The sequence below is a fragment of the Fibrobacter sp. UWB1 genome, from assembly GCF_002210325.1.
Taxonomy (GTDB): domain Bacteria; phylum Fibrobacterota; class Fibrobacteria; order Fibrobacterales; family Fibrobacteraceae; genus Fibrobacter.
This window is the reverse complement of the sequence record NZ_MWQL01000008.1, coordinates 44,458-64,472: the sequence shown is the minus strand read 5'-3', so window position 1 is coordinate 64,472 and position 20,015 is coordinate 44,458. Positions and strand designations below refer to the sequence as shown.

At 51.1% G+C, this 20,015-nt stretch carries 20 protein-coding genes and 1 tRNA gene; 14 read left to right on the top strand and 7 right to left on the bottom strand.

Annotated elements, in window-relative coordinates:
• Positions 1–17 precede the first annotated feature (17 nt).
• The 7 genes from B7988_RS07930 to B7988_RS07900 all read left to right on the top strand — a co-directional run bounded on the left by B7988_RS07930 (position 18) and on the right by B7988_RS07900 (position 5,721).
• Positions 18–88: transfer RNA gene (locus B7988_RS07930), tRNA-Gln, on the top strand.
• Between the two features lie 53 nt (positions 89–141).
• A complete protein-coding gene (locus B7988_RS07925) occupies positions 142–903 on the top strand; it encodes an RsmB/NOP family class I SAM-dependent RNA methyltransferase (RefSeq protein WP_088657496.1) in 762 nt (253 codons plus the stop codon).
• 80 nt (positions 904–983) lie between these two features.
• Positions 984–2,507: a hypothetical protein gene (locus B7988_RS07920; protein WP_170930582.1), complete on the top strand. Its 1,524-nt coding sequence runs from the start codon at positions 984–986 to the stop codon at positions 2,505–2,507.
• A 21-nt stretch (positions 2,508–2,528) separates the two neighbouring features.
• Positions 2,529–3,176: a DUF3575 domain-containing protein gene (locus B7988_RS07915; RefSeq protein WP_088657494.1), complete on the top strand. Its 648-nt coding sequence runs from the start codon at positions 2,529–2,531 to the stop codon at positions 3,174–3,176.
• A gap of 40 nt (positions 3,177–3,216) precedes the next feature.
• A complete protein-coding gene (gene trxA / locus B7988_RS07910; RefSeq protein WP_088657493.1) occupies positions 3,217–3,540 on the top strand; it encodes a thioredoxin in 324 nt (107 codons plus the stop codon).
• Positions 3,541–3,545: 5 nt separating this feature from the next.
• Positions 3,546–4,337 (top strand): imidazole glycerol phosphate synthase subunit HisF, encoded by a 792-nt coding sequence (gene hisF / locus B7988_RS07905; RefSeq protein ID WP_073320237.1) that lies wholly within the window; start codon positions 3,546–3,548, stop codon positions 4,335–4,337.
• Position 4,338: 1 nt separating this feature from the next.
• Positions 4,339–5,721 (top strand): TldD/PmbA family protein, encoded by a 1,383-nt coding sequence (locus B7988_RS07900; protein WP_088657492.1) that lies wholly within the window; start codon positions 4,339–4,341, stop codon positions 5,719–5,721.
• Here the strand turns inward: B7988_RS07900 and B7988_RS07895 are convergent.
• Both B7988_RS07895 and B7988_RS07890 read right to left on the bottom strand, forming a co-directional pair.
• Positions 5,718–6,455 (bottom strand): hypothetical protein, encoded by a 738-nt coding sequence (locus B7988_RS07895; RefSeq protein WP_088657491.1) that lies wholly within the window; start codon positions 6,453–6,455, stop codon positions 5,718–5,720. The genes B7988_RS07900 and B7988_RS07895 overlap by 4 nt on opposite strands.
• A 134-nt stretch (positions 6,456–6,589) precedes the next feature.
• Entirely contained in the window at positions 6,590–7,456 is an 867-nt protein-coding gene (locus B7988_RS07890) for an NAD(P)/FAD-dependent oxidoreductase (protein WP_088657490.1), read from the bottom strand.
• Positions 7,457–7,578: 122 nt separating this feature from the next.
• Between B7988_RS07890 and B7988_RS07885 the strand changes: the two genes are divergently transcribed.
• Positions 7,579–8,667 carry a glycosyl hydrolase family 8 gene (locus B7988_RS07885; protein ID WP_249268912.1) on the top strand — a complete coding sequence of 363 codons (1,089 nt, stop codon included), beginning with the start codon at positions 7,579–7,581 and terminating at the stop codon, positions 8,665–8,667.
• Between the two features lie 45 nt (positions 8,668–8,712).
• Positions 8,713–9,651, top strand: a complete 939-nt coding sequence (locus B7988_RS07880) for an FISUMP domain-containing protein (RefSeq protein ID WP_249268911.1) — start codon at positions 8,713–8,715, stop codon at positions 9,649–9,651.
• A gap of 72 nt (positions 9,652–9,723) precedes the next feature.
• On the opposite strand, the gene B7988_RS07875 is transcribed toward B7988_RS07880, so the two are convergent.
• From B7988_RS07875 to dtd, 3 genes are all read right to left on the bottom strand, one after another.
• A complete protein-coding gene (locus B7988_RS07875) occupies positions 9,724–10,605 on the bottom strand; it encodes a YicC/YloC family endoribonuclease (protein WP_073320251.1) in 882 nt (293 codons plus the stop codon).
• 65 nt (positions 10,606–10,670) lie between these two features.
• On the bottom strand, positions 10,671–12,452 hold the full coding sequence (locus B7988_RS07870; RefSeq protein ID WP_249268910.1) for a homoserine O-acetyltransferase: 1,782 nt from the start codon (positions 12,450–12,452) through the stop codon (positions 10,671–10,673).
• A gap of 27 nt (positions 12,453–12,479) precedes the next feature.
• Positions 12,480–12,914, bottom strand: a complete 435-nt coding sequence (gene dtd, locus B7988_RS07865) for a D-aminoacyl-tRNA deacylase (RefSeq protein ID WP_073320254.1) — start codon at positions 12,912–12,914, stop codon at positions 12,480–12,482.
• Between the two features lie 177 nt (positions 12,915–13,091).
• Between dtd and fabV the strand changes: the two genes are divergently transcribed.
• The 5 genes from fabV to B7988_RS07840 all read left to right on the top strand — a co-directional run bounded on the left by fabV (position 13,092) and on the right by B7988_RS07840 (position 18,076).
• Positions 13,092–14,294, top strand: a complete 1,203-nt coding sequence (gene fabV / locus B7988_RS07860; RefSeq protein WP_088657540.1) for an enoyl-ACP reductase FabV — start codon at positions 13,092–13,094, stop codon at positions 14,292–14,294.
• Between the two features lie 68 nt (positions 14,295–14,362).
• Positions 14,363–14,917, top strand: coding sequence for an aminoacyl-tRNA hydrolase (pth, locus tag B7988_RS07855; RefSeq protein WP_072800788.1), 555 nt, complete (start codon positions 14,363–14,365; stop codon positions 14,915–14,917).
• A gap of 114 nt (positions 14,918–15,031) precedes the next feature.
• The gene (gene guaB / locus B7988_RS07850; RefSeq protein WP_073057830.1) at positions 15,032–16,489 is read left to right on the top strand and encodes an IMP dehydrogenase; all 1,458 of its coding nucleotides are present in this window, start codon (positions 15,032–15,034) and stop codon (positions 16,487–16,489) included.
• Between the two features lie 94 nt (positions 16,490–16,583).
• Complete coding sequence (locus B7988_RS07845; protein WP_088657488.1) at positions 16,584–17,267, top strand: hypothetical protein; 684 nt, start codon at positions 16,584–16,586, stop codon at positions 17,265–17,267.
• The gene (locus B7988_RS07840; RefSeq protein WP_088657487.1) at positions 17,267–18,076 is read left to right on the top strand and encodes a hypothetical protein; all 810 of its coding nucleotides are present in this window, start codon (positions 17,267–17,269) and stop codon (positions 18,074–18,076) included. The genes B7988_RS07845 and B7988_RS07840 overlap by 1 nt, the downstream gene beginning before the upstream one ends.
• A gap of 69 nt (positions 18,077–18,145) precedes the next feature.
• Here B7988_RS07840 and gatA read toward each other — a convergent pair whose 3' ends face one another.
• Both gatA and B7988_RS07830 read right to left on the bottom strand, forming a co-directional pair.
• Entirely contained in the window at positions 18,146–19,564 is a 1,419-nt protein-coding gene (gene gatA / locus B7988_RS07835) for an Asp-tRNA(Asn)/Glu-tRNA(Gln) amidotransferase subunit GatA (RefSeq protein WP_249268909.1), read from the bottom strand.
• Entirely contained in the window at positions 19,564–19,887 is a 324-nt protein-coding gene (locus B7988_RS07830; protein ID WP_088627630.1) for a DUF4321 domain-containing protein, read from the bottom strand. Before B7988_RS07830 ends, gatA begins: the two co-directional genes overlap by 1 nt.
• Positions 19,888–20,015: the final 128 nt, after the last annotated feature.

The window sequence follows — 20,015 nt, the reverse complement described above, 5'->3', positions numbered from 1 at the left end:
TAACTTTGGGGGCGCATTGAGCTATGGTGTAATGGTAGCACAACAGATTCTGACTCTGTTTGTCTAGGTTCGAATCCTGGTAGCTCAACGATATAACTCTTTGCTCATACCCCTGAGCAGAGAGTTTTTTATTTTTGGCTTATGGAATTTTTCGACTACTACGAGAAACTTTTTGGCGAACGCTGGCCGGCCTTGCTTGAATCCTTGAAGGGAGAGGGCTGCGCAACAGAATTGCATTTTGGTGATAGACTTGAACCGTATTTTTTGGACGAGGCATCGGTCTTTGCGGCGCAAGCTCTTGGCGTAGAGCCGGGTGATGACGTGCTTGACATGTGTGCTGCACCGGGCGGAAAAACACTTGTGATTGCGTCGATGCTTAAAGGCGAAGGGTCTTTGCAAAGCAACGACCGTTCGCCGGATCGCCGCTTGCGCCTGCAGCATGTGATCGAAAATTCCTTGCCCGAATGCTGGCGTTCCGTGATCAAGGTGACGGGTTACGACGGCATGAAGTTTGGACTCCATAAGAAAGAATGTTTTGACAAGGTCTTGCTGGATGCGCCCTGTTCTTCGGACAGGCATGTGCTGAATTCTCCGGCGCATTTGGAAGTGTGGTCTGCAAAGCGAGTCAAGAGGCTTTCTGTAGAACAGGGGGCGCTCCTGGCCTCGGCGGTTGATGCACTCAAGCCGGGCGGAACCGTGGTTTATGGTACCTGCGCGCTTTCGCCTATGGAAAATGACGACGTGGTCAGGAAGATTCTCAAAAAAAGGCCTTCGATGCGTTTCGAGGCGATTGAAAACTTGTTGCCCGGTGCCGACCGCACTGAATTTGGCGTACATATTCTGCCGGACCGTTCTGAAGGTCGCGGCCCCATTTATTGCGCCAAGCTAGTGAAAGAAAAATAGCGGTCTAAGAGACTTTTCCGCAAATTTTTATTTATCTTTACAATATGTTTAAGCGAATTGTTTTTTCGTCTTTTTTTGCGTTGGCTAGTGTTATCGCTTTTGCCGACGATGTCGTGGCTGAACAACCTGCTGCACAGGTTGACTCCGTGTCAGGGCAGGCTGTGTCTTCTGCGGTGGTGCAGTCGTCCTCCTCGCAGGCACCGTCCTCTTCTTCGGAAGAGGCTCCGAAATGGCGTGAAGTGCCTGTGCGTTACTGGGTGAACGGAGATTCCTCGGAACTGGAAGCCATTTTTGTAAAGATCGAAAACGACACGGTCTACTTGAAAAAGCCGACTGAAGCCGAACTGCGCCATATTGAACGCCTTATCGATAAGAAGGCGATTGCCTTGCAAGAAAGCAATGGCCAGGAGGTTGAACAGGCGGAAGACGAAAACGAAGAAGTCGATTTGAATGCGAAGTCCGCCGAAATCATCATGACCGATGCGGTCAAGGATTCAATGGCGGCCCAGGCTGATACAAGTAAGGCAGAGGCTGCTCCTGTGGATGATGGTGCCGACGACGATCTTGCGACGGCAATGGCGAAAGAAGACAAACGCGTAAAGATGGAAGAAATCGCGAAGATGGAAAAGGAAATCCGTGAACGCGAAATCCAGGACAGTATTGCCGCAGCCAAGAAGAATCCTTACATCAAGATTTTCAGGTACGAGTTGAAGCGTCTCTACAATATGGAAGACGACGTGATGATCGACCTTTCGCTTTCGAACTATGTGGTTCCCATAGTGAAGGTTGTCGAAGAAACAATTGAACTGTATCCGCCGGGAAATGCCAACTTGCTGGTGGTTTCGCAGCCTGAGGCATGTTCCTTGTATGTCAACGGCATTCCGCTGAAAATTGTGGCTCCGGATACGATCAAGAATATTAAACCGGGCAAGTATACGATTTCGGTGATGAAGGTGCTGAAGGACGTAGAATGGTGGGGCTCTGCCGTTGTAAAAATTAATGCCGATAGCGTAAACAAGGTGACGATTCCTGTGCTTCGCCCCTCGACCCGCTTGACGCTCAATTCGAACCCGGAAGCAGCCGAAGTCTACGTGAACCAGGAACCTTCGCTGAACAGGATGCCTGACCACATGACCGACGTGGTGGTGGATAACGTAAAGCCGCAGGTCAGGGCTACGATTCATTTTAGAAAGGTGGGCTACCGCGATACTACGGTGACGACGGAAATCAAGCCGTACATGCCGAACCTGGTGTATGTGGACATGATGCCCGTGCTGGACGATCTTGAATTTATCGAAGAGCAGAATGCATTCAATAAGGAACGTAGCCAGAGGCGTATCGGTCGCGGGCTTTTGTGGGGTTCCATTATCCCTATTATTGCCGGTGGTGTCATGTGGTACCTGGCTGAACGCGATTGGAGCAAGGCTGCCGACAAGAAGCATGCATATGAGAATTTGTCTGCATTCGATAGCGACGACACGCGCCAGATGGTCAAAGATAACCATGAATTGAATGACAGCGGTGATACCAAGTGCGGGGTAGCCATTGGACTTGGAGCCTTGGGCGTCGGTCTCTTGGCGGCAGGCATCGTACTTGCGTTCTAATTTAAGTCAGATGGAGAAAATATGATCAAGAAAATTCTTTCGGTATCCATGCTCGCGATTGCTTTTGCTACAGCACAGGTCGCAGATGATCCTTACGCCTATACCTCTGGCGCCCAGGAACAGGATACGCCGGTGATGAATATCAACCATACCGAAAATGACGAGCCGCTGTTTGCGGTCTCGATTCACCCGATATCGATGTTCATCTTGTCACTGATTGATATTCCGTCCGTTTTCTTGACTATCGAAGGAAACTTGGCTAGCCACGTTTCCTTGATTACCAGGCCTTATTTGATTTGGGCTGATTTTTCGGATAGTGATGAAGATCTTGATGTCTTTTTGTTCGGTATTTCGGAAGGCTTGCGTTTTTACTTTAATGAGGGACATCGCGGTTTGTATCTGGCAGGACATTTCAATTACGACCGTGTGAGCTTGGAATACACTTATGACGGTAATTCTAGGGATAATATCAGTGCCCATGCGAATGGCTTTGGCTTTGGCTTTTATCTCGGGCATAAGTTCCGTTCCGGTCATTTTACGACGTCGTTTGACATCGGCTATGTTTATTCTCACTATTCAGCCTCGGGTAAGGCCGAAGATGATATCGATAAAGTTGCTACCGTGGGCTCGGGCTATGACTTGAACTATACGTTCGGCTTCGCGTTCTAACTCATTTTTCTATTTTTTAGAAAAAAAATTGGAGATTTGTATGCCAGCAATTCATTTGACTGCTGAAAACTTTGATTCGGTGATATCCTCGGGCCAGCTGGTCTTTGTGGACTTCTGGGCAACTTGGTGCCGTCCGTGCATGATGATGGGCCCCATCATCGATGAACTTGCCGATGAATACGACGGTCGAGCAATTATTGCAAAGATTAATGTGGATGACAATGGTGTGGGTGATATCTGTGCCCGCTTTGGAATTACGAACATTCCTAACATGAAACTCTTCAAGAATGGAGTGGAAGTGGGCAATGTGGTTGGTGCCGTACCGAAGGCAACCGTTAAAGGCGTTATCGACCGCAATCTGTAATTCTCATGCTGACGAAACGATTGATTGTATGTCTTGATGTCCGCAACCGTAAGGTGACGAAGGGTGTCAAGTTTAAGGGTAATATCGATATCGGTGACCCGGTTGAAATGGGGGCGCAGTATAGCGCTGACGGTGTCGATGAATTAGTGTTTTACGATATTACAGCAAGTGCTGAAAACCGCCCTTGCGATATGGAAATGATTCGCCAGATTGCGCACCGTGTTTTTATTCCGTTTGCGGTGGGTGGCGGTATCCGTAACTTGGATGATATGCATGAAGCCCTTTTGGCCGGTGCCGAAAAGGTGAGCGTGAACAGCCTTGCCGTGTTGCACCCCGAAATCATTGCCGAAGGCGCTAAGGCCTTTGGTCGTCAATGCGTGGTCTTGGGCATGGATGCGAAGTTCGTTGGCGTTTCTGACAAATTCAAAAGTGGCTACGAAGTGTATATTCGCGGTGGCCGACAGGCGATGGGCATCGATGCCGTGGAATGGGCCAAGAAGGCCGAGGACTTGGGTGTCGGTGAAATTTGCTTGAATGCAATCGATACCGATGGCGTTCGCAACGGCTATGAATTGAATATTACCGACCAGGTGGCACGTGCGGTGCAGGTGCCGGTGATTGCTAGCGGCGGTGCCGGAACTCCGGCCCACATTGTGGACTTGTTCCGCAAGACTTCTGCCGATGCGGCCCTGGTGGCTTCGATGGTTCACTTTGGTGATTACACTGTTCCCGGAATCAAGAAAGAAATGCTTGCTGCAGGAATCCCTGTGCGCAAGAAAATGAACGGCGAGGTGTAAGTTGAACACTTCTGTTGCGGTCAAGATTTTTGAAGCAGGCAAGAGTGCCGGTGCAGACTTTGTCGAAATTTACGAAGAAGAAACCCGCAGTTCGATGCTCGGGCTCAAATCGAGCCAGATTGAGTCTGCGACTGCAGGCACTGAATATGGTATCGGAATTCGTTTGATTTACGGAACCGAGGTGCTTTATGGCTTTACGAGCGATGATTCCGAAGACGCGCTTGTGAAACTCGTGAAGACGCTTGCCTTTGGCCGTATTGACAAGATGGGCTATACTCCGGTGGAATTTGCTCCCGAAAAGCGCGTGGCCGACTACAATGTGGCTGCCTTTAAGGATCCGCGGGTGCTTGGCCAGGCTGTCAAGCAAGACTTTTTGTTCCGTGCGGACCAGACGGCCCGCAAGATTTCGGATAAAGTAGTGCAAGTGGGCGCCTCGGTGACAGATTCTTGCTCTACGATTACGCTCATGAACAGCGAAGGCTTGAATTTGTCGATGAACCGTGCCCGCTTGCGCGTGAATGTGACTGTAACGGTGTCCGACGGAACCGAAAGATTGACAACGCACGAGGCTCCTGGCGCCTTGGGCGGTTATGAACTTTTAGCGAATTATTCGCCCGAGGCTTTGGCAACCGATGCGACGGAACGCTTGTTGCGCATGCTTTCGGCGGGTTACATTAAGGGCGGCCAGATGCCTGTGGTGATGGGCAATGGCTTTGGCGGCGTGATTTTCCACGAAGCCTGCGGACATCCGCTCGAAACGGAATCGGTCCGTCGCGGCGCAAGCCCGTTCTGCGGTAAACTTGGCGAAGCGATTGGCCAACCCTGCTTGACCGCTATTGATGACGGCACCATGGAAGGCGTGTGGGGGAGCCTGAAGTTTGATGACGAAGGTACTCCGACCCAGCGTACGACTTTGATTGAAAACGGTATTTTGAAGACTTACATGAGCGACCGCGTGGGAGCCCAGGAAGTCGGAATTGCCCGCACGGGTTCGGCCCGTCGTGAAAGCTACAAGTACGCGCCCGTGAGCCGCATGCGCAATACCTTTATTGCTCCTGGCAAAGATACGCTCGATTCGATGATTGCAAGCGTTGACAACGGTCTTTATGCTGCACGCATGGCGGGCGGTTCGGTGAATCCGGCAACAGGCGAATTCAATTTTGCCGTTGACGAAGGCTATGTGATTCGCAGCGGCAAGATTTGCGAACCGGTGCGCGGTGCAACCTTGATCGGCAAGGGGCACGAAATCATGCCACGCATTAGCATGGTGGGTACAGACTGGGAAGTAGCCGCAGGTGTCTGCGGTGCTAGTTCTGGACATGTGCCTGTGACTGTGGGACAGCCTTCCATTAAGGTCGACCAGATTTTGGTCGGCGGCCGCTAGAATTTACTCCAACGTCTTTTGGGATTCGGGCAATGGTCTTCGTGACCATCGGGCCAGATCCATGTCTCGTCTGTAAAAGGACATTTGGTGCATGAACCGCTCATGGGGCAGTCTTCGGTCGGATCTTCCAGGAACAGGGAACCTTCGTACTTGATTTTGTCCGAATGGAGTGTGCCTTCGAGAAGTTCGTGGCGGAGTGATTCAAGTTCTTGCTTGCTGAGTTTGAATCGCCTTTCGAGAATTGCCGATGTATCTGGAATGAATACAGCCGGATTCCATTTGATTCGCTGGACGCCGGCCGTTTCGGCCCAGGCGATAAGGTCCTTGTAATCGTTGAGATTTTCGCGGTGCAAAGTCACTTGCAGAGAAATCGTGGCGCTGGAATCGAGTCTGCGCTTGCGGCATTCAATAAGCTTCTCTACATTTTCACGCCAAAGATTGCGGAGGAATCCGCCCATTTCGTAGGCAAGCGTGCTGATCTTGATGTCGCTGCAGGCCTGAACCAGTTCGAACATGACCGACGGAGTGCCCCACTTGCCCGGGAATGTCCCGTTAGTAGTGAGATTCATCTTGACGCCTGTCATTTCGCAAAGGTGTAGCAGATTCTCGAATTTTGAATAAAGTAGAGGTTCCCCCATGGTGGAGGGTATGACTTCTTTTAGCAACAGATTGCCGGCTTCGTCGCGTTCGGCGGCGTACTTTTCGATAGCGGCCTTGGCGGTTTCAAAAGGCATTTCGCCGGAATAAGAGACTATGCCGCGCTGTCTTAAAAAGCACAGCGCGCAACGTAAATTGCATTTGTCGGGGTTAGTAAGTAGAGTGATACGACGCATGATCTAATTTAGAACTGAACGAATCTAAATTCGATCTAGGCCCTATGCTCCCTTAAATACTTGATTGCGGCGAGCCCTGCCTTGGCGCCTTCGCCTACGGCAACGGCTACTTGCAGAGTTCCTCCGGTGCAGTCGCCTGCAGCGAAGAGTCCAGGGAGAGTCGTCTGGAAATCCTTGTCGAGAACCAATGTTGGGCCGTCAAAGCCTGCGCCGGCCTTCTTGGCGAGGTCGGTAGCGTTTGCGCTTCCGAGGGCTACAAAGAGTCCGTCGAATTCTTCTTCAATGCCGTCTTCGTAGCGGACGCCCTTGAACTGGCCTTCGCCCACCAAAGATTGCAGGTGGCGAGATTCAATGCGTACGTTGGGCGGGAATGATGCTGTCAAGGGAGCGCCATTGGTAAGAAGCGTGATGCTTGCGACGACTTGCGCAAGTTCCTGGACTTCGTGGAGGGCGTACTCGCCGCTACCAAGGACGGCCACCTTTTTCTGGCGGTAGAAGAATGCGTCGCAAACGGCGCAATAGCTTACGCCGTGGCCTTCCAGTTCTGTCATGCCCGCTACGGGGTGCTTGTTGCGGGCGGCACCTGTAGCCATAATACAAACTTTTCCGTGGTATTCGCCGGCAAGACCCTTTGCCGAGAAACCTTGACCGTCAAACATGAGGTCGGTGATTTCGTCGTCGATGATGTTTGCTCCGAGTGCCATGGCTTGCTTATGGCCTACTTCCAGGAGCTGTTCGCCTGTCAATGGTTGTTCAAGACCATAGTAATTCTGGATCATGTGGGCCTTGGCGAGCGCCCCACCGTCTTTACCGATCAATTGGACAGAAAGCCCGGCTCTCAAACCATAGAGCGCGGCTGAAATACCTGCGGGGCCGTAGCCCAAAATCAGCATATCTGTCATAAATGACTCCATATCTCTGTAATTCTTATACAGCTAAAATACAAATTATTTATCTTATGGAATAGGTGGTTTGTGGTAAAAAAACTTAAAGGATTATGATGGAACGACTGACACCGCGAGATATGTTTGTTGAAGCTGGTTACGGACCGAACTTTGCAAACCAGCTTATACAAAATGCCTATAGCAAGTTATTCGAAGGGGACCCGATTGATGAACGAGTCTGCTTTGATGCCTCCGACGACATGAGCTATATCATCGATATCGGTCATGACGATATCCGCTCCGAAGGCATGAGCTATGGCATGTACATTACAGCGCTCACGGGCCATGAACATCAGTTTGACAAACTTTGGAATTTTACCAAGCGTTACCTGAGAAACGATGACGGCCCGCATGTGGGCTACTTTGCCTGGCAGGTTTCTACAACAGATTTTAGCAAGATGGATCCGGGGGCGGCCCCCGATGGTGAAGAATACTTTGCCATGGCGCTTTTGATTGCAGCCGAAAGGTTTAACCGTCCTGACCTCAAGGACGAAGCAGTGGGTTTGATTAACTGGATGCGCAACAAGCCGAATAACGGAATTGTGGGCCCGATTATTGATCCGGAACGCAACCTGGTGAAGTTCTCGCCGGTGCTGGGTAACGATTTTACCGACCCGAGCTACAACACCATTGCGTTCTACCGCGCCTTTGCCGAAGCCACTGGCGACGAGACTTGGTTTACGATTGCAAATAACAGCTTGGAATACATTCAAAAGGCCGCTCACCCGGTGACAGGACTTTGCAGTGAATATTCCGAATACGACGGAACGCCGAGGGCGACTCCTTGGTACCCTGAAAGCGACTGCTTTAGCGGTGATGCTTGGCGCGTGGCTATGAATTTGAGCCTTGACTATGCGCTGTTCCGTGGGCACGAATGCGAAAAGCAAATTTGCGAAAAAATTCTCAACTTCTTTAACGGCAAGCGCCCTTACTTGGCGGACTACGCCATTGATGGCGGCGATTTCCCGCGTCCGGGCCGTAATGCGACGCCGGGCGTGATTGCGATGAATGCTGCGGCCACCCAGGTATTGCCGGCGGACGATCCGCGCATCAAACCGTTCGTGAAAGATTTGGCGGCACTTTCGGTGCCTTACCGCTTTTGGCGCTATTACGATGGCATGCTTTATATGCTGGGACTCCTTGCAACCGCAGGAAAAATCCGAATTTAAATGCGGTCTTGGGGTATGGATAGGTTACAAATAAAGGAATGGAATATGAACAAATTAAATTATATGGTGCGTCCGGTGGTTCTTGCGGGCGTATTCGCTTCTGCCATGATTTTTAGCGCGTGCGAAGATGTTCGCGTTGAAAATTACCCTAGCGGGAAAATCCGTATCGAGACGACCTATGTCAAAGATAAGAAAGAAGGCCCCGAAAAGGAATACTACGAAAACGGTAACGTGAAGCGTGAAGCCAATTACGTGAATGATCGTCGCGAAGGGGTGGTGAAGGAATATTATGAAGACGGTATTCCTGAAGCGGAATACAATTATGTCGACGGCTATATCGAAGGCACGGTGATTCGCTACCACAAGAATGGCAAGGTGGCGTCTAAGGCTGAATACAAGCAGAACAAGCAGATTGCTTTCGGTGAATACTTCGACGAAAATGGCGAACCGGCAACAAGCGGTTCTTATAAGGACCCGCGCGATGGTTACTCTTACGAATGGATTCGCATTGGTTCGCAGCTTTGGACCGCAGAAAATATGAATTATGCGACAGCTTCGGGTTCCCTTTGCGCCCAATGCAATCACTGGGGCCGTCTGTACAATTTTGAAAATGCAAAGAAGGCCTGCCTTGAAGGCTTCCATATGCCGACTAAGGCCGAATGGAATGAGTTGCTTGCTTTTGCGGGCAAGGAAAAACAGGTTGGAACCGTGCTGAAGTCGGGCTACGGCTGGGATCCGATCAAGGGCACGAACAATTACGGCAATGGCAAGGATGAACTTGGATTCGGAGCCAAGGCCGGTGGCGCACACTTTGCCAAGAGTGATGTCCCGCTGAAGGAACGCAAGTTCGAAGCCGCTGGCCAGAAGGCTTTCTTCTGGACGGCTGAAGGTGAAGTGCTCGTATTCTTCCATGACAAGGATATTGCCAAGTTCGAAAAGTTCAATCCGGAATACGGCGCCAGTTTGCGTTGCATTAAGGACTAGTTTGATTTAAGAATAAAAAAGAGAAAGGCGCTCTGATGAGCGCCTGTTTTAATGGTTTGAAATGAGTCGCGATTAAGCAATGTTAAGCGATTGCTCGCGGATGCACTCGACTTCGTTCTTCAGTTCAATGGCGAGCGCGGCGATGTCGGCACTCTGGCACTTGGTGCCGAGGGTGTTGGCTTCGCGGCCCATTTCTTGCAGAATAAATCCGAGGTTCTTACCCTGGGCGCCGCCTTCCTTGAGAGCGTTCAGGAACAACTTATTGTGGCTGCGGAAGCGGGTGATTTCTTCGTGAATGTCGAGTTTGTCGGCCATGATGCAGGCTTCCTGCAGCAGGCGCACATCGTCGATTTCGCTATCCTTCAGGAGCACGTTGATGCGTTCCTTGAACTTGTCTTTCCAGACTTCGATGCGCTGGGGGTCGAGGACTTCAATCTTGTCGAGAACATTGTTCAGGTGATTCACTCGGCCTTCGAGATCGCGAGCGAGATTGGCACCTTCCTTAGCGCGCATTTCGTTCACTTGGTCAAGAGCCTTGTCGAGTTCTGCGGCCAAGTGCTTTTCGAGAGCGTCGGAATCGGCGTCGGCATCGGTAAACTGCAGCACTTCGGGGAGTGCCAGCACATGTTCCAGCTTGATTTCGCCCGTAATGCCGAACTTCTTTTGCATGGTGCGCGTGATGTCGACGAACTTGGCGATGGCAGCTTCGTTATAGGAAACCGGAATGTTTCCGCCGGTGCCTGCACCGAGCGTCACGCTAAAGATAACCGAACCGCGAACCAGTTTGTCCTTGATTTGGTTCTTGAAGCTGTTTTCGAGGTAGGCAAGGTTCTTGGGCAACTTGCAGGAGATGTCCAAGAAGCGGTTGTTTACGCTGCGGACTTCAATCACGCAGCTTGCGCCCTGGTACATGGACTCGCTTTTTCCAAACCCCGTCATCGATAAAATAGCCATATTCGATCCTTTTGCATTCATTAATAGATTGCTTCGTCACTGCGTTCCTCGCAATGACGTTGCAACTATTTCTTGGTCACCATTGCAATTACATGTTCTGCGCCGAAGTTTGCGAAACCGATCGCGGTCAGGAACTTACTGAGCTTGTGTTCGTTCTGGTAGCTGATGGTCTCAATCTTCAAACCTTCCTTGTCGCAAAGGGTGTGGAAATCCTTCACCGTCAAGAGGCGGATATTCGGCGTGTCATACCATTCGTACGGTAATTCCTTGGATTTCGGCATGCGTCCGTGCAGCATCAGACTTCCGCGGGTTGTCCAGTGACCGAAATTCGGGAAGGTCACGATGGCGCGCTTGGCTACACGCAGAAGTTCGTTCAAGAGAGCCACCGGGTCGCGGATTTCTTGAATGGTGCGGTTGATGATGGCGTAATCGAAGCTGCCGTCCTTGAAATCGCGAATGCCGCTTTCGTCAAGGTCGCGCTGGATCACGGGCACATCGTTTTCGAGGCAATCCATGATGCTCTTGAAGTTGCGCTCGATACCGAGAACTTCAACATGCTTTTTCTTGTTCAAGAAATCGAGAAGTTCGCCGTTACCGCAGCCGAGGTCGAGCACCTTGCTGTTTTCCTTGATCAGGCTTCCGATGTAGTCGAAATCTTCGGTGTCGTGGAAAACAGGCATGACCTGCGTTTCGGTTTTGGTCGGAATAATCTTACTGTCGAGGAAACGGCCAACAGCCTTGCCGAGGTCGCCGACTTCGATAAGGAAACCGTCGTGGCCGAATTGAGTGTCGAGCTCAAGGCTTGTAACCGTTTTACCTGCATTCAAGAGAGCGCTTGTAATACGGCGCGATTCGTGCGGCGGGAAAAGCCAGTCGGTACTCAGATTCACGTTCAGGAATTCCGCCTTCACGCCTTTGAATGCGGACTCTAATGAGCCGTATTCCGTTTCGAGATCAAAACTGTCGGTGGCGTGAGCGATGTGCAAGTAACTATTGGCATCAAAACGATCCACGAACTTCGCACCCTGATAACGCAGGTAGCTTTCGAGCGGAAGGTTCAAATCGAAAGGTGTGCTGTAGGTGACGGCGTGGTTACGGCTTTCTTGGTCTTGGGCGCGTTTGAATTTTTGTTCCATGCCCACGGCGCTGAGGTAGGTAATGTGGGCGAGCTTGCGGGCGTTCGAAAGGCCGACATCGGGGTGAGTCGATTCGTAGTAGTCGCCGCCGTTAAAATTCGGGTCTTGGGTAATCACGTCGCGGGCGACGATTTCAAAACCGAGCGCCTGGCTGCTGAATCGCGGAGAGCTTGCAATCACAATGCAACGGCGAACAAGGTCCGGGTAGTAAATGGCCCATTTCATGGCCTGGAAACCACCCATGGAACCGCCGATCACGCAGCAGAGCTGATCGATGCCGAGTCCCTTGGCGAGCTCTCGCTGGGCGTTCACCATGTCGCCGATGGTAATCATGGGGAAGGTGCTGCCGTAAGGCTTGCCGGTGCGCGGGTTGATGCTTGCCGGGCCTGTGGTGCCTTTACAACCACCTAAAATGTTGCTGCACACGACAAAGAACTTGTCTGTATCGACCGGTTTTCCGGGGCCAATCAGGGCATCCCACCAACCGGGCTTCTTGTCGTTTTCGGTATAGTAGCCGGCAACGTGTGCGTCAGCTGTAAGTGGAGAACACACCCAGACAACATTGCTCTTGTCGGCGTTTAGCGTTCCGTACGTTTCGTAACGGATGGTCAGCGCCGGAAGGGTCTTGCCACTTTCGAGCTTAAAACCCTCGTCCCCGTAATCCTTCGTAAAGGTCTGGGGCACCACTGGGCCGACGCTATATTTATGCAAAAATTCACTCATATGCATAAATATAGCTTATTCCAACATAATCGTAAACGGTCCGTCGTTGGTTAAACTCACTTGCATATCGGCGCCGAAGCGCCCTGTTTGCACGTTTGGAATCTCCTTTTTGCATTCCGCTATAATATAATCATATAGCTCGCTTGCTAAGGTGGGGTTTCCGGCTCCGTTGAAGGTGGGGCGGTTTCCTTTGTTGCAATTTGCGTATAAAGTAAATTGTGAAACGAGCAGGAGTTCGCCACCGACATCTTTGATTGAAAGATTTGTCTTGCCGTTTTCGTCGGCGAAGATGCGGAGCGCAAGCATTTTGCGGATGTAGCGGTCGGCGACCTCTTTGGAGTCACCTTCGCCCACTCCGATAAGGATCATGTAGCCCTTGCCGATTTTTCCGACGGTCTCGCCGTCGATATCGACTTGGGCGTTCAAAACGCGTTGAATCAGGAATTTCATAGGTCTGTAAAATAATAAAATTTTTCTATAGCGGCCTTTTCGATTGTTGAATCTGTCAAAAAGCTTACAAAAATATCTTTTCCTTGCGAAAAATAAGGGAAGGGCTCCAAAAGGGTACAAAAAAATCCATTCTTTTCTAGATTTGGCCGCGAAAAATGTAAACAAAAGGAAATGTTTATGGTGATTGAGCCGATGATCCGCAGCAATATGTGCGTGAATGCCCACCCCCAAGGCTGCGCCATGGATGTGAAGCGCCAGATTGAATACGTACAAAAGAAGCGCGCTGAACGCGGAACTCCGAAAGAAGCTCCGAAGACGGTTCTGGTATTGGGATGCTCGACCGGTTATGGACTTGCTAGTCGCATTTCTGCAGCCTTTGAATTCGGTGCTGCAACGATTGGCGTGTCTTTTGAAAAAGAAGGTTCCGACGAACGTCAAAAATCGGGAACTCCCGGCTGGTACAACAACATGGCCTTTGACAAGTTCGCTCATGAAGCGGGGCTTGAATCGGTGACTTTTAATGGCGATGCATTCTCGCATGAAATGCGAAGGAACGTGATTGATACGCTCAACAAGATGGGCCGCAAGGTAGACTTGTTGGTGTACAGCGTGGCATCGAGCGTGCGTGTGGATCCGGATAACGGAACCCTTTACCGCAGCGTTTTGAAGCCGATTGGCGAAACTTTCTCGGGTGCAACGATTGACTGCATGACGGGCAAAATTAGCACGATTAGCGCAGAACCCGCCAACGAAGAAGAAATGGCGAACACCGTGAAGGTGATGGGCGGCGAAGATTGGGCGCTTTGGGTGAATCAGCTCAAGGATGCCGGCGTGCTTGCCGAAGGTGTGAAGACGGTGGCATATTCCTACATCGGTCCGAAACTTTCTCATGCGATTTACCGCGACGGTACCATTGGCGGTGCCAAGAAGCACTTGGAAGCAACCGCGCGCGAATTGAACGCAGAACTTGAACGCGACTTGAAGGGCGAAGCTTATGTGTCTGTGAACAAGGGCTTGGTCACGCGCTCCAGTGCCGTGATTCCCATTATCCCGCTGTACCTTTCGGTGCTTTTCAAGGTGATGAAGGAACAGGGAACTCATGAAGGCTGCATTGAACAGATGGAACGCTTGATGAATGAGCGCCTTTATACGGGTAGTGCTGTTCCGACCGACGAAAATCACCTGATTCGCATTGACGATTGGGAACTCGACCCGAAGGTGCAAGAAGAAGTGAACAAACGCATGGCGACCATCACGCAAGAAAACTTGGCGCAGGTGAGTGACCTCGAAGGCTATCGTCACGATTTCTTGGCGACGAATGGTTTTGACATCGAAGGCGTGGATTACAGTGCCGACGTGAAGAGTGTCGAGACGATTTAATTAGAGTCTTATGTTGTGAAGCTAAAAAAGGCGCGGGTAAAACCGCGTCTTTTTTTTATATTTGGGGCATGTACATTATAGTCGGTCTCGGAAATCCTGGTACTCAGTACTCTAACACTCACCACAACGCGGGCTTTATGGCTGTCGAAAAATTGGCCGACCCGAACAAGGACTGGAAAAGCGAACACAAGGCGCTTACCATGAAGGTGAACATTGCGGGCGAGGAATGCCTGCTCGCTAAGCCGCAGACGTATATGAACCTCTCGGGCGAAGCGGTACAGGCCTTGATGACATGGTACAAGGTGAAGGTGGATCACCTGCTGGTCTTCAGCGACGACATTAATTTGGATGTAGGCCGTATCCGTTGCCGCAAGGACGGCAGTCACGGTGGCCAGAACGGACTCCGTAACATTATTGAGCACGTAGGCGACAAGTTCCCGCGCATCCGCTTCGGCGTGGGCAAGTGTCCGCCGAAATTTGACCTTAGCAACTGGGTCTTGGCGAAGTTCTCGCCTGAAGACCGTCCCATATTCGAAGAGGCCATCGCAAAAGTCCCTGCCCTTGTAGAATGCTACTTCAAGCTAGGCATCGAAAAGTGCATGGAACGCTATAACGGGAAGTAGGGCGACTTCTACGCTGCTCATCGCTAAAACGCTCTTTTTTACATATTTCTAGCGCTTTTGAACTAGGATTTGCGCGTGAAAATTACTATATTCTATGCGCAAAAGAGGTACTTTATGAAACTTTTGCCTGAAGCCTTGACGTTTGATGACGTCCTGCTCGTTCCCGCTGAATCCTCCGTTTTGCCGGCACAGACCGATGTGAGCACTCAGCTCGCCCCGAATATCAAGCTGAACATACCTATTATCAGTGCCGCTATGGATACCGTGACGACGGCTCCGCTCGCTATTTCCCTTGCTTTGCAGGGTGGTCTCGGCATTATCCACAAGAACATGTCCATTGAAGACCAGGCCGAAGAAGTTCGCAAGGTCAAGCGTTGGCAGTCCGGTATTGTTACGAATCCGGTGACGCTCGATGCCGATGAACCGGTGTCCGCCGCTTTTGAACTCCGCGCCCGCAACAAGGTGAGCGGTTTCCCGATTCTTTCGAAGGGTAAGCTTGTGGGTATGCTCACGAGCCGCGACCTGCGCACCGTGAGCGACATGAACGCAAAGATTCGCACCGTGATGACGAAGAATCCGGTGACGGCAAGCCCGAAGGTGAGCCTCGCCAAGGCGAAGGAAATTCTCGCCGAAAAGCGCATTGAAAAGCTCCCGCTGGTGGATGCTTCTGGCGCCTTGAAGGGCCTCATTACCATGACTGACATCTTGAAGCGCGAAAACAACCCGAACGCTAGCCTCGACAAGAACGGCCAGCTGTTGGTGGGTGCCGCTGTCAGCACTTCTGCAAATACTCTTGAACGCGTCGCTGCTCTCGTGGATGCCGGCGTTGACCTGTTGATTATCGATACGGCTCACGGCCACCACATCGGTGTGCGTAACATGGTGAAGACCGTTCGCAAAAAGTATCCGAAGCTCACGATTTGCGCCGGTAACGTTTGCACGCCGGAAGCTGTCGAAGAACTCGCCAAGTGCGGTGCGAACATCGTCAAGGTGGGTATCGGTCCGGGTTCTATTTGCACCACACGTATCGTGGCTGGTGTCGGTTACCCGCAGTTCTCCGCTGTCGTGGAATGCGGCAAGATGGCCCGCAAGGTCGGCGTGAAGATTATCGCCGACGGTGGCCTCAAGTTCTCTGGCGACATCGTGAAGGCCTTGGCCGCCGGCGGTCACGCTGTGATGGTGGGCTCCCTGTTTGCCGGTACCGAAGAAGCTCCGGGCGAAGTGATTCTCGCCGATGGCCGTAGCTACAAGAGCTACCGCGGCATGGGTTCCCTCGGTGCGATGAAGGCCGGTTCTGCCGACCGTTATTTCCAGGGTGGCGTTCAGGAACCGCGCAAGTTTGTTCCCGAAGGCATCGAAGGCCGCGTTCCGTACAAGGGACCGCTCCGTGACACCGTTTACCAGCTGATTGGCGGTATCCATTCTGCTATGGGTTATGCCGGTGCAGCAAACCTCGAAGAACTCTACAAGAAGGCAACGTTCGTCCGTATTACGGGCGCAGGCCTCCGCGAATCTCATCCGCACGATGTGACGATCACGAAGGAAGCCCCGAACTACCGTACGGGAGACTAGTTCCGCTTTCGATGAGCGTTTAGAAAATGCCTCCGGAGAAAATCCGGGGGCATTTTTTGTACATACATTGTCGAAAATAATATATAATTGTGATATGATGAAATTTTGTACTAAATCATTGCTTTTGATTTGTTCTACGCTTGGACTTTTATGTGCATGCTCCGAAAAATCAACTACGGAACCTAATTTTCAAAAGTGTAGCGACACTTCAAAAATCAAGGGATATCAGGCAGATTTTGGTGGCTATAAAGAAGGAAAGACCATCCCGTTTAAGCATTCGGACGGTTATCTGTTTTCGTTCGCGGTTACCGATAGGGACAACTTTATTGACGATGCGTGCCAAAAGCATTTGAATACAACTTTGGAATCGGCGTATCCCATCTATTCCATTTCGCTTTCAGCGGAAACGGCGACCTTCTACTACAATGAAGATGATAAATTGAATCAAACCATAACGGTTAAGTTCGGCCAGTATATCTTTTCGCTCAGGAATCCCGAGAGACTAGAAAAAGAGTTGGCATTGATCATTGCTGATGGCAAGGATTCTCTGGCCTATGTGCGTGATTCGTCGTATATCGAAAAGATGGAGATAAATGGAGTCGCGTATGCCGATGTCGCTGTTGCCAAGGGGCGCAAATACGAACAGCCGTATAAGAACGATTATCAGACAAATACGGTTGAATCAAGTGCCAAGTTGTATTACCAGACGAAAAAGGGCATTTTGAAAATAGAGATGGAAGACGGTAGCTACATTGCAATCAATGAGGAGGACGACTAATGAAAAAGGTTCTTTTCCTTGCTTTTGTGCTGCTCCTTTGGGCCTGTGGCGATGATGAAAGTTCTTCGATGTCCAAAGATGTGCAGATGTTGCTGGATTCCAAGAAGGGCTTCAGCGAAGATTCTGTCATCTATTTGGCAGATACGGTCAACTTTGTCGACAAGATAAATCAGCTTGTCGATTTCGGCACAAAAGACCAACCTGAGATGTACTATGCTGCCAAGGCGCTTACGTCTGGCATTGATGTGCAGCTCTATGTGGATCAGCAATTGAATGATGGTTCCATCGTTGTCCGTTGCAATCCGGCCCTGAATGAAAAAATCATTTTCGACGATCCCGTTTTCCCGGCGACAACAAAGAATGGCAATAAGCTGAGTTTCAAGGATTCCCTCAAAGTGGCTGATTCCACGTATTACGACATTATAGTGTTCAATGCAACAGACAGTTCGTATAACGTGTGCAACATCTCGGCGTTCTATTATGGCGTCCACGACGGCCTTGTCAGAGTCGTGAGTAAGAACGGTGTCACGTTGAATCGCGTTCCGGCGAAAGTCTATGAAGCGGCCGAAGACCGCAGAGCCAAAGAAAAGGCTATCGCTGATTCAATCGCCCAAGCTATTGCGGATTCTGTTGCTCAAGCTGTAGCTGATTCTATTGTCAAGGCGAATACTGTTGATAGCAGCGGTAGCGATGGAGACTCCATTGCTATCCCGCAGGAAGTTATTGATCTTGCAGAATCCGTTGCCGAATGTATCAAGAAGGCGTATTCGGCGGGTTCGCTTTCTGCAATTAAAGATTGCGAAATTTAAGATCGTTTTTTTAGCAGACGAAAAAGACCTGTTCCGAAGAACAGGTCTTTAAATTTTATTACGTCGCAATTACTTGTTCAAGCGCTCCGTTGCGGCGGCGACGCTGAGCAGGTCGGCTTCCATAAACGGCTTGCCGATCCACTGGAGACCCACGGGGAGTCCGCCGGCCATGCCGCACGGCACGCTTACGCCCGGGAGACCGGAAAGGTTCAGGCTCACGGTGTAGATGTCGCTGAGGTAAACGGCCATCGGGTCGGATTCGTTCATGCCGCACTTGAGCGGGAGACCCGGCATGGTGGGGCTTGCGATTACGTCGCAGCTTTCGAATGCCTTGTTGAAGTCGTCGGTAATCAGGCGACGGACCTTCTGGGCCTGCACGTAGTAGGCGTCGTAGAAGCCTGCAGAAAGAACGTAGCTTCCGAGGAGAATGCGACGCTGGACTTCCTTGCCGAAACCTTCGCTGCGGGACTTGGCGTACAGGTCAAAGAGCTTGCGGGCTTCTTTGCTGCGGTAGCCGTAGCGAACGCCGTCGTAGCGGCTAAGGTTCGAGCTTGCTTCGGCGGTTGCGATGATGTAGTAGCTGGACACGGCGTAGCTGATGTGCGGAAGGCTGATTTCCTTGAGGGTAGCGCCTTCGGCTTCGAGTTTCTTCAGCATGCCTTCGATAGCGGCCTTGCATTCGGCATCGAGACCTTCGCCGAAGTATTCCTTCGGGACGCCGATCACCTTGCCCTTGACGCCGGCGTCGAGCTTAGCGGTAAAGTCTTCGGTCGGGCGAGTGCTGGTGGTGTTGTCGTGCGGGTCGATACCGCAGATAGCGCCGAGGAGGGTGGCGGTATCCTTAACGGTTGCACCGAAGGGGCCAATCTGGTCCAGAGAGCTTGCGTAAGCCAAGAGGCCGTAACGGGAAACACGGCCGTAGGTGGGCTTTAAGCCCACAACGCCTGTGCAGGCGGCGGGCTGACGAATGGAACCACCGGTGTCGGAGCCGAGCGCACAGGCGACCGTGCCACTGGCCACGGCTACGGCCGAACCGCCACTGGAGCCACCCGGAACGCGGGACTCGTCGAGGGGGTTCACGACCTTGCCGAAATAAGAAGTTTCGTTGCTGGAACCCATGGCGAATTCGTCCATGTTCGTCTTGCCGACGATCACGGCGCCGGCGGCTTCGAGCTTTTCGATAGCGGTAGCGGTGTAGGGGGCAACAAAGTTTTCAAGAATCTTGGAGGCTGCCGTAGTGCGCGTACCTTCGATGCACATATTGTCCTTCACGGCGACGGGGATACCGTCGAGGGCGCCCAAAGTTTTGCCTTCTGCACGACGCTTGTCGGATTCAGCAGCCTTTTGAAGGGCGCGTTCGTTCAATACGCTAATGTATGCATTTAAATTCTTGGTAGATTCAATCTTTGCGAGGGATTCTTCAGCGAGGGCCACGGCAGTCTTGCTGCCGTTTGCGAGCTTGTCGCTCAATTCTTGGATGGTCTCCATTACTTTCCTCCGGACCATTTCATGATGTAGATGCCGAGGATCATGCCGATAACGCTTACCACGTTCAGCTTGATGCCAACACCAAAGGCAAACCTGACGAGATACAGGTCAAGGATCACCGGTTCGGGCCTGTCGGCAAAACCGATGTTGAGGTTAAAGGACGAAACAAAGAAGTTGTGGACGACGTTGTTGTATCCACCAGCATTCATCAGTTCGCCAAGCTGACCGAACAGCACACCGAGGCATTCGCCAAGGATACCGCCGATGATCAGGCCAAGTACGATAAAAACCAATAAACGGCCAAAAGTATTATTTCGATTCATGGCTGGTAATATAGAAAAATAGAAGACAGCGGGATGCGTATAATGTGTGATGTGTAATGTGTGATGTAGAATGAAAAATTTAATTTTACATTTCTGTATGCTTAATTACTCATCTCGCATTACTCATT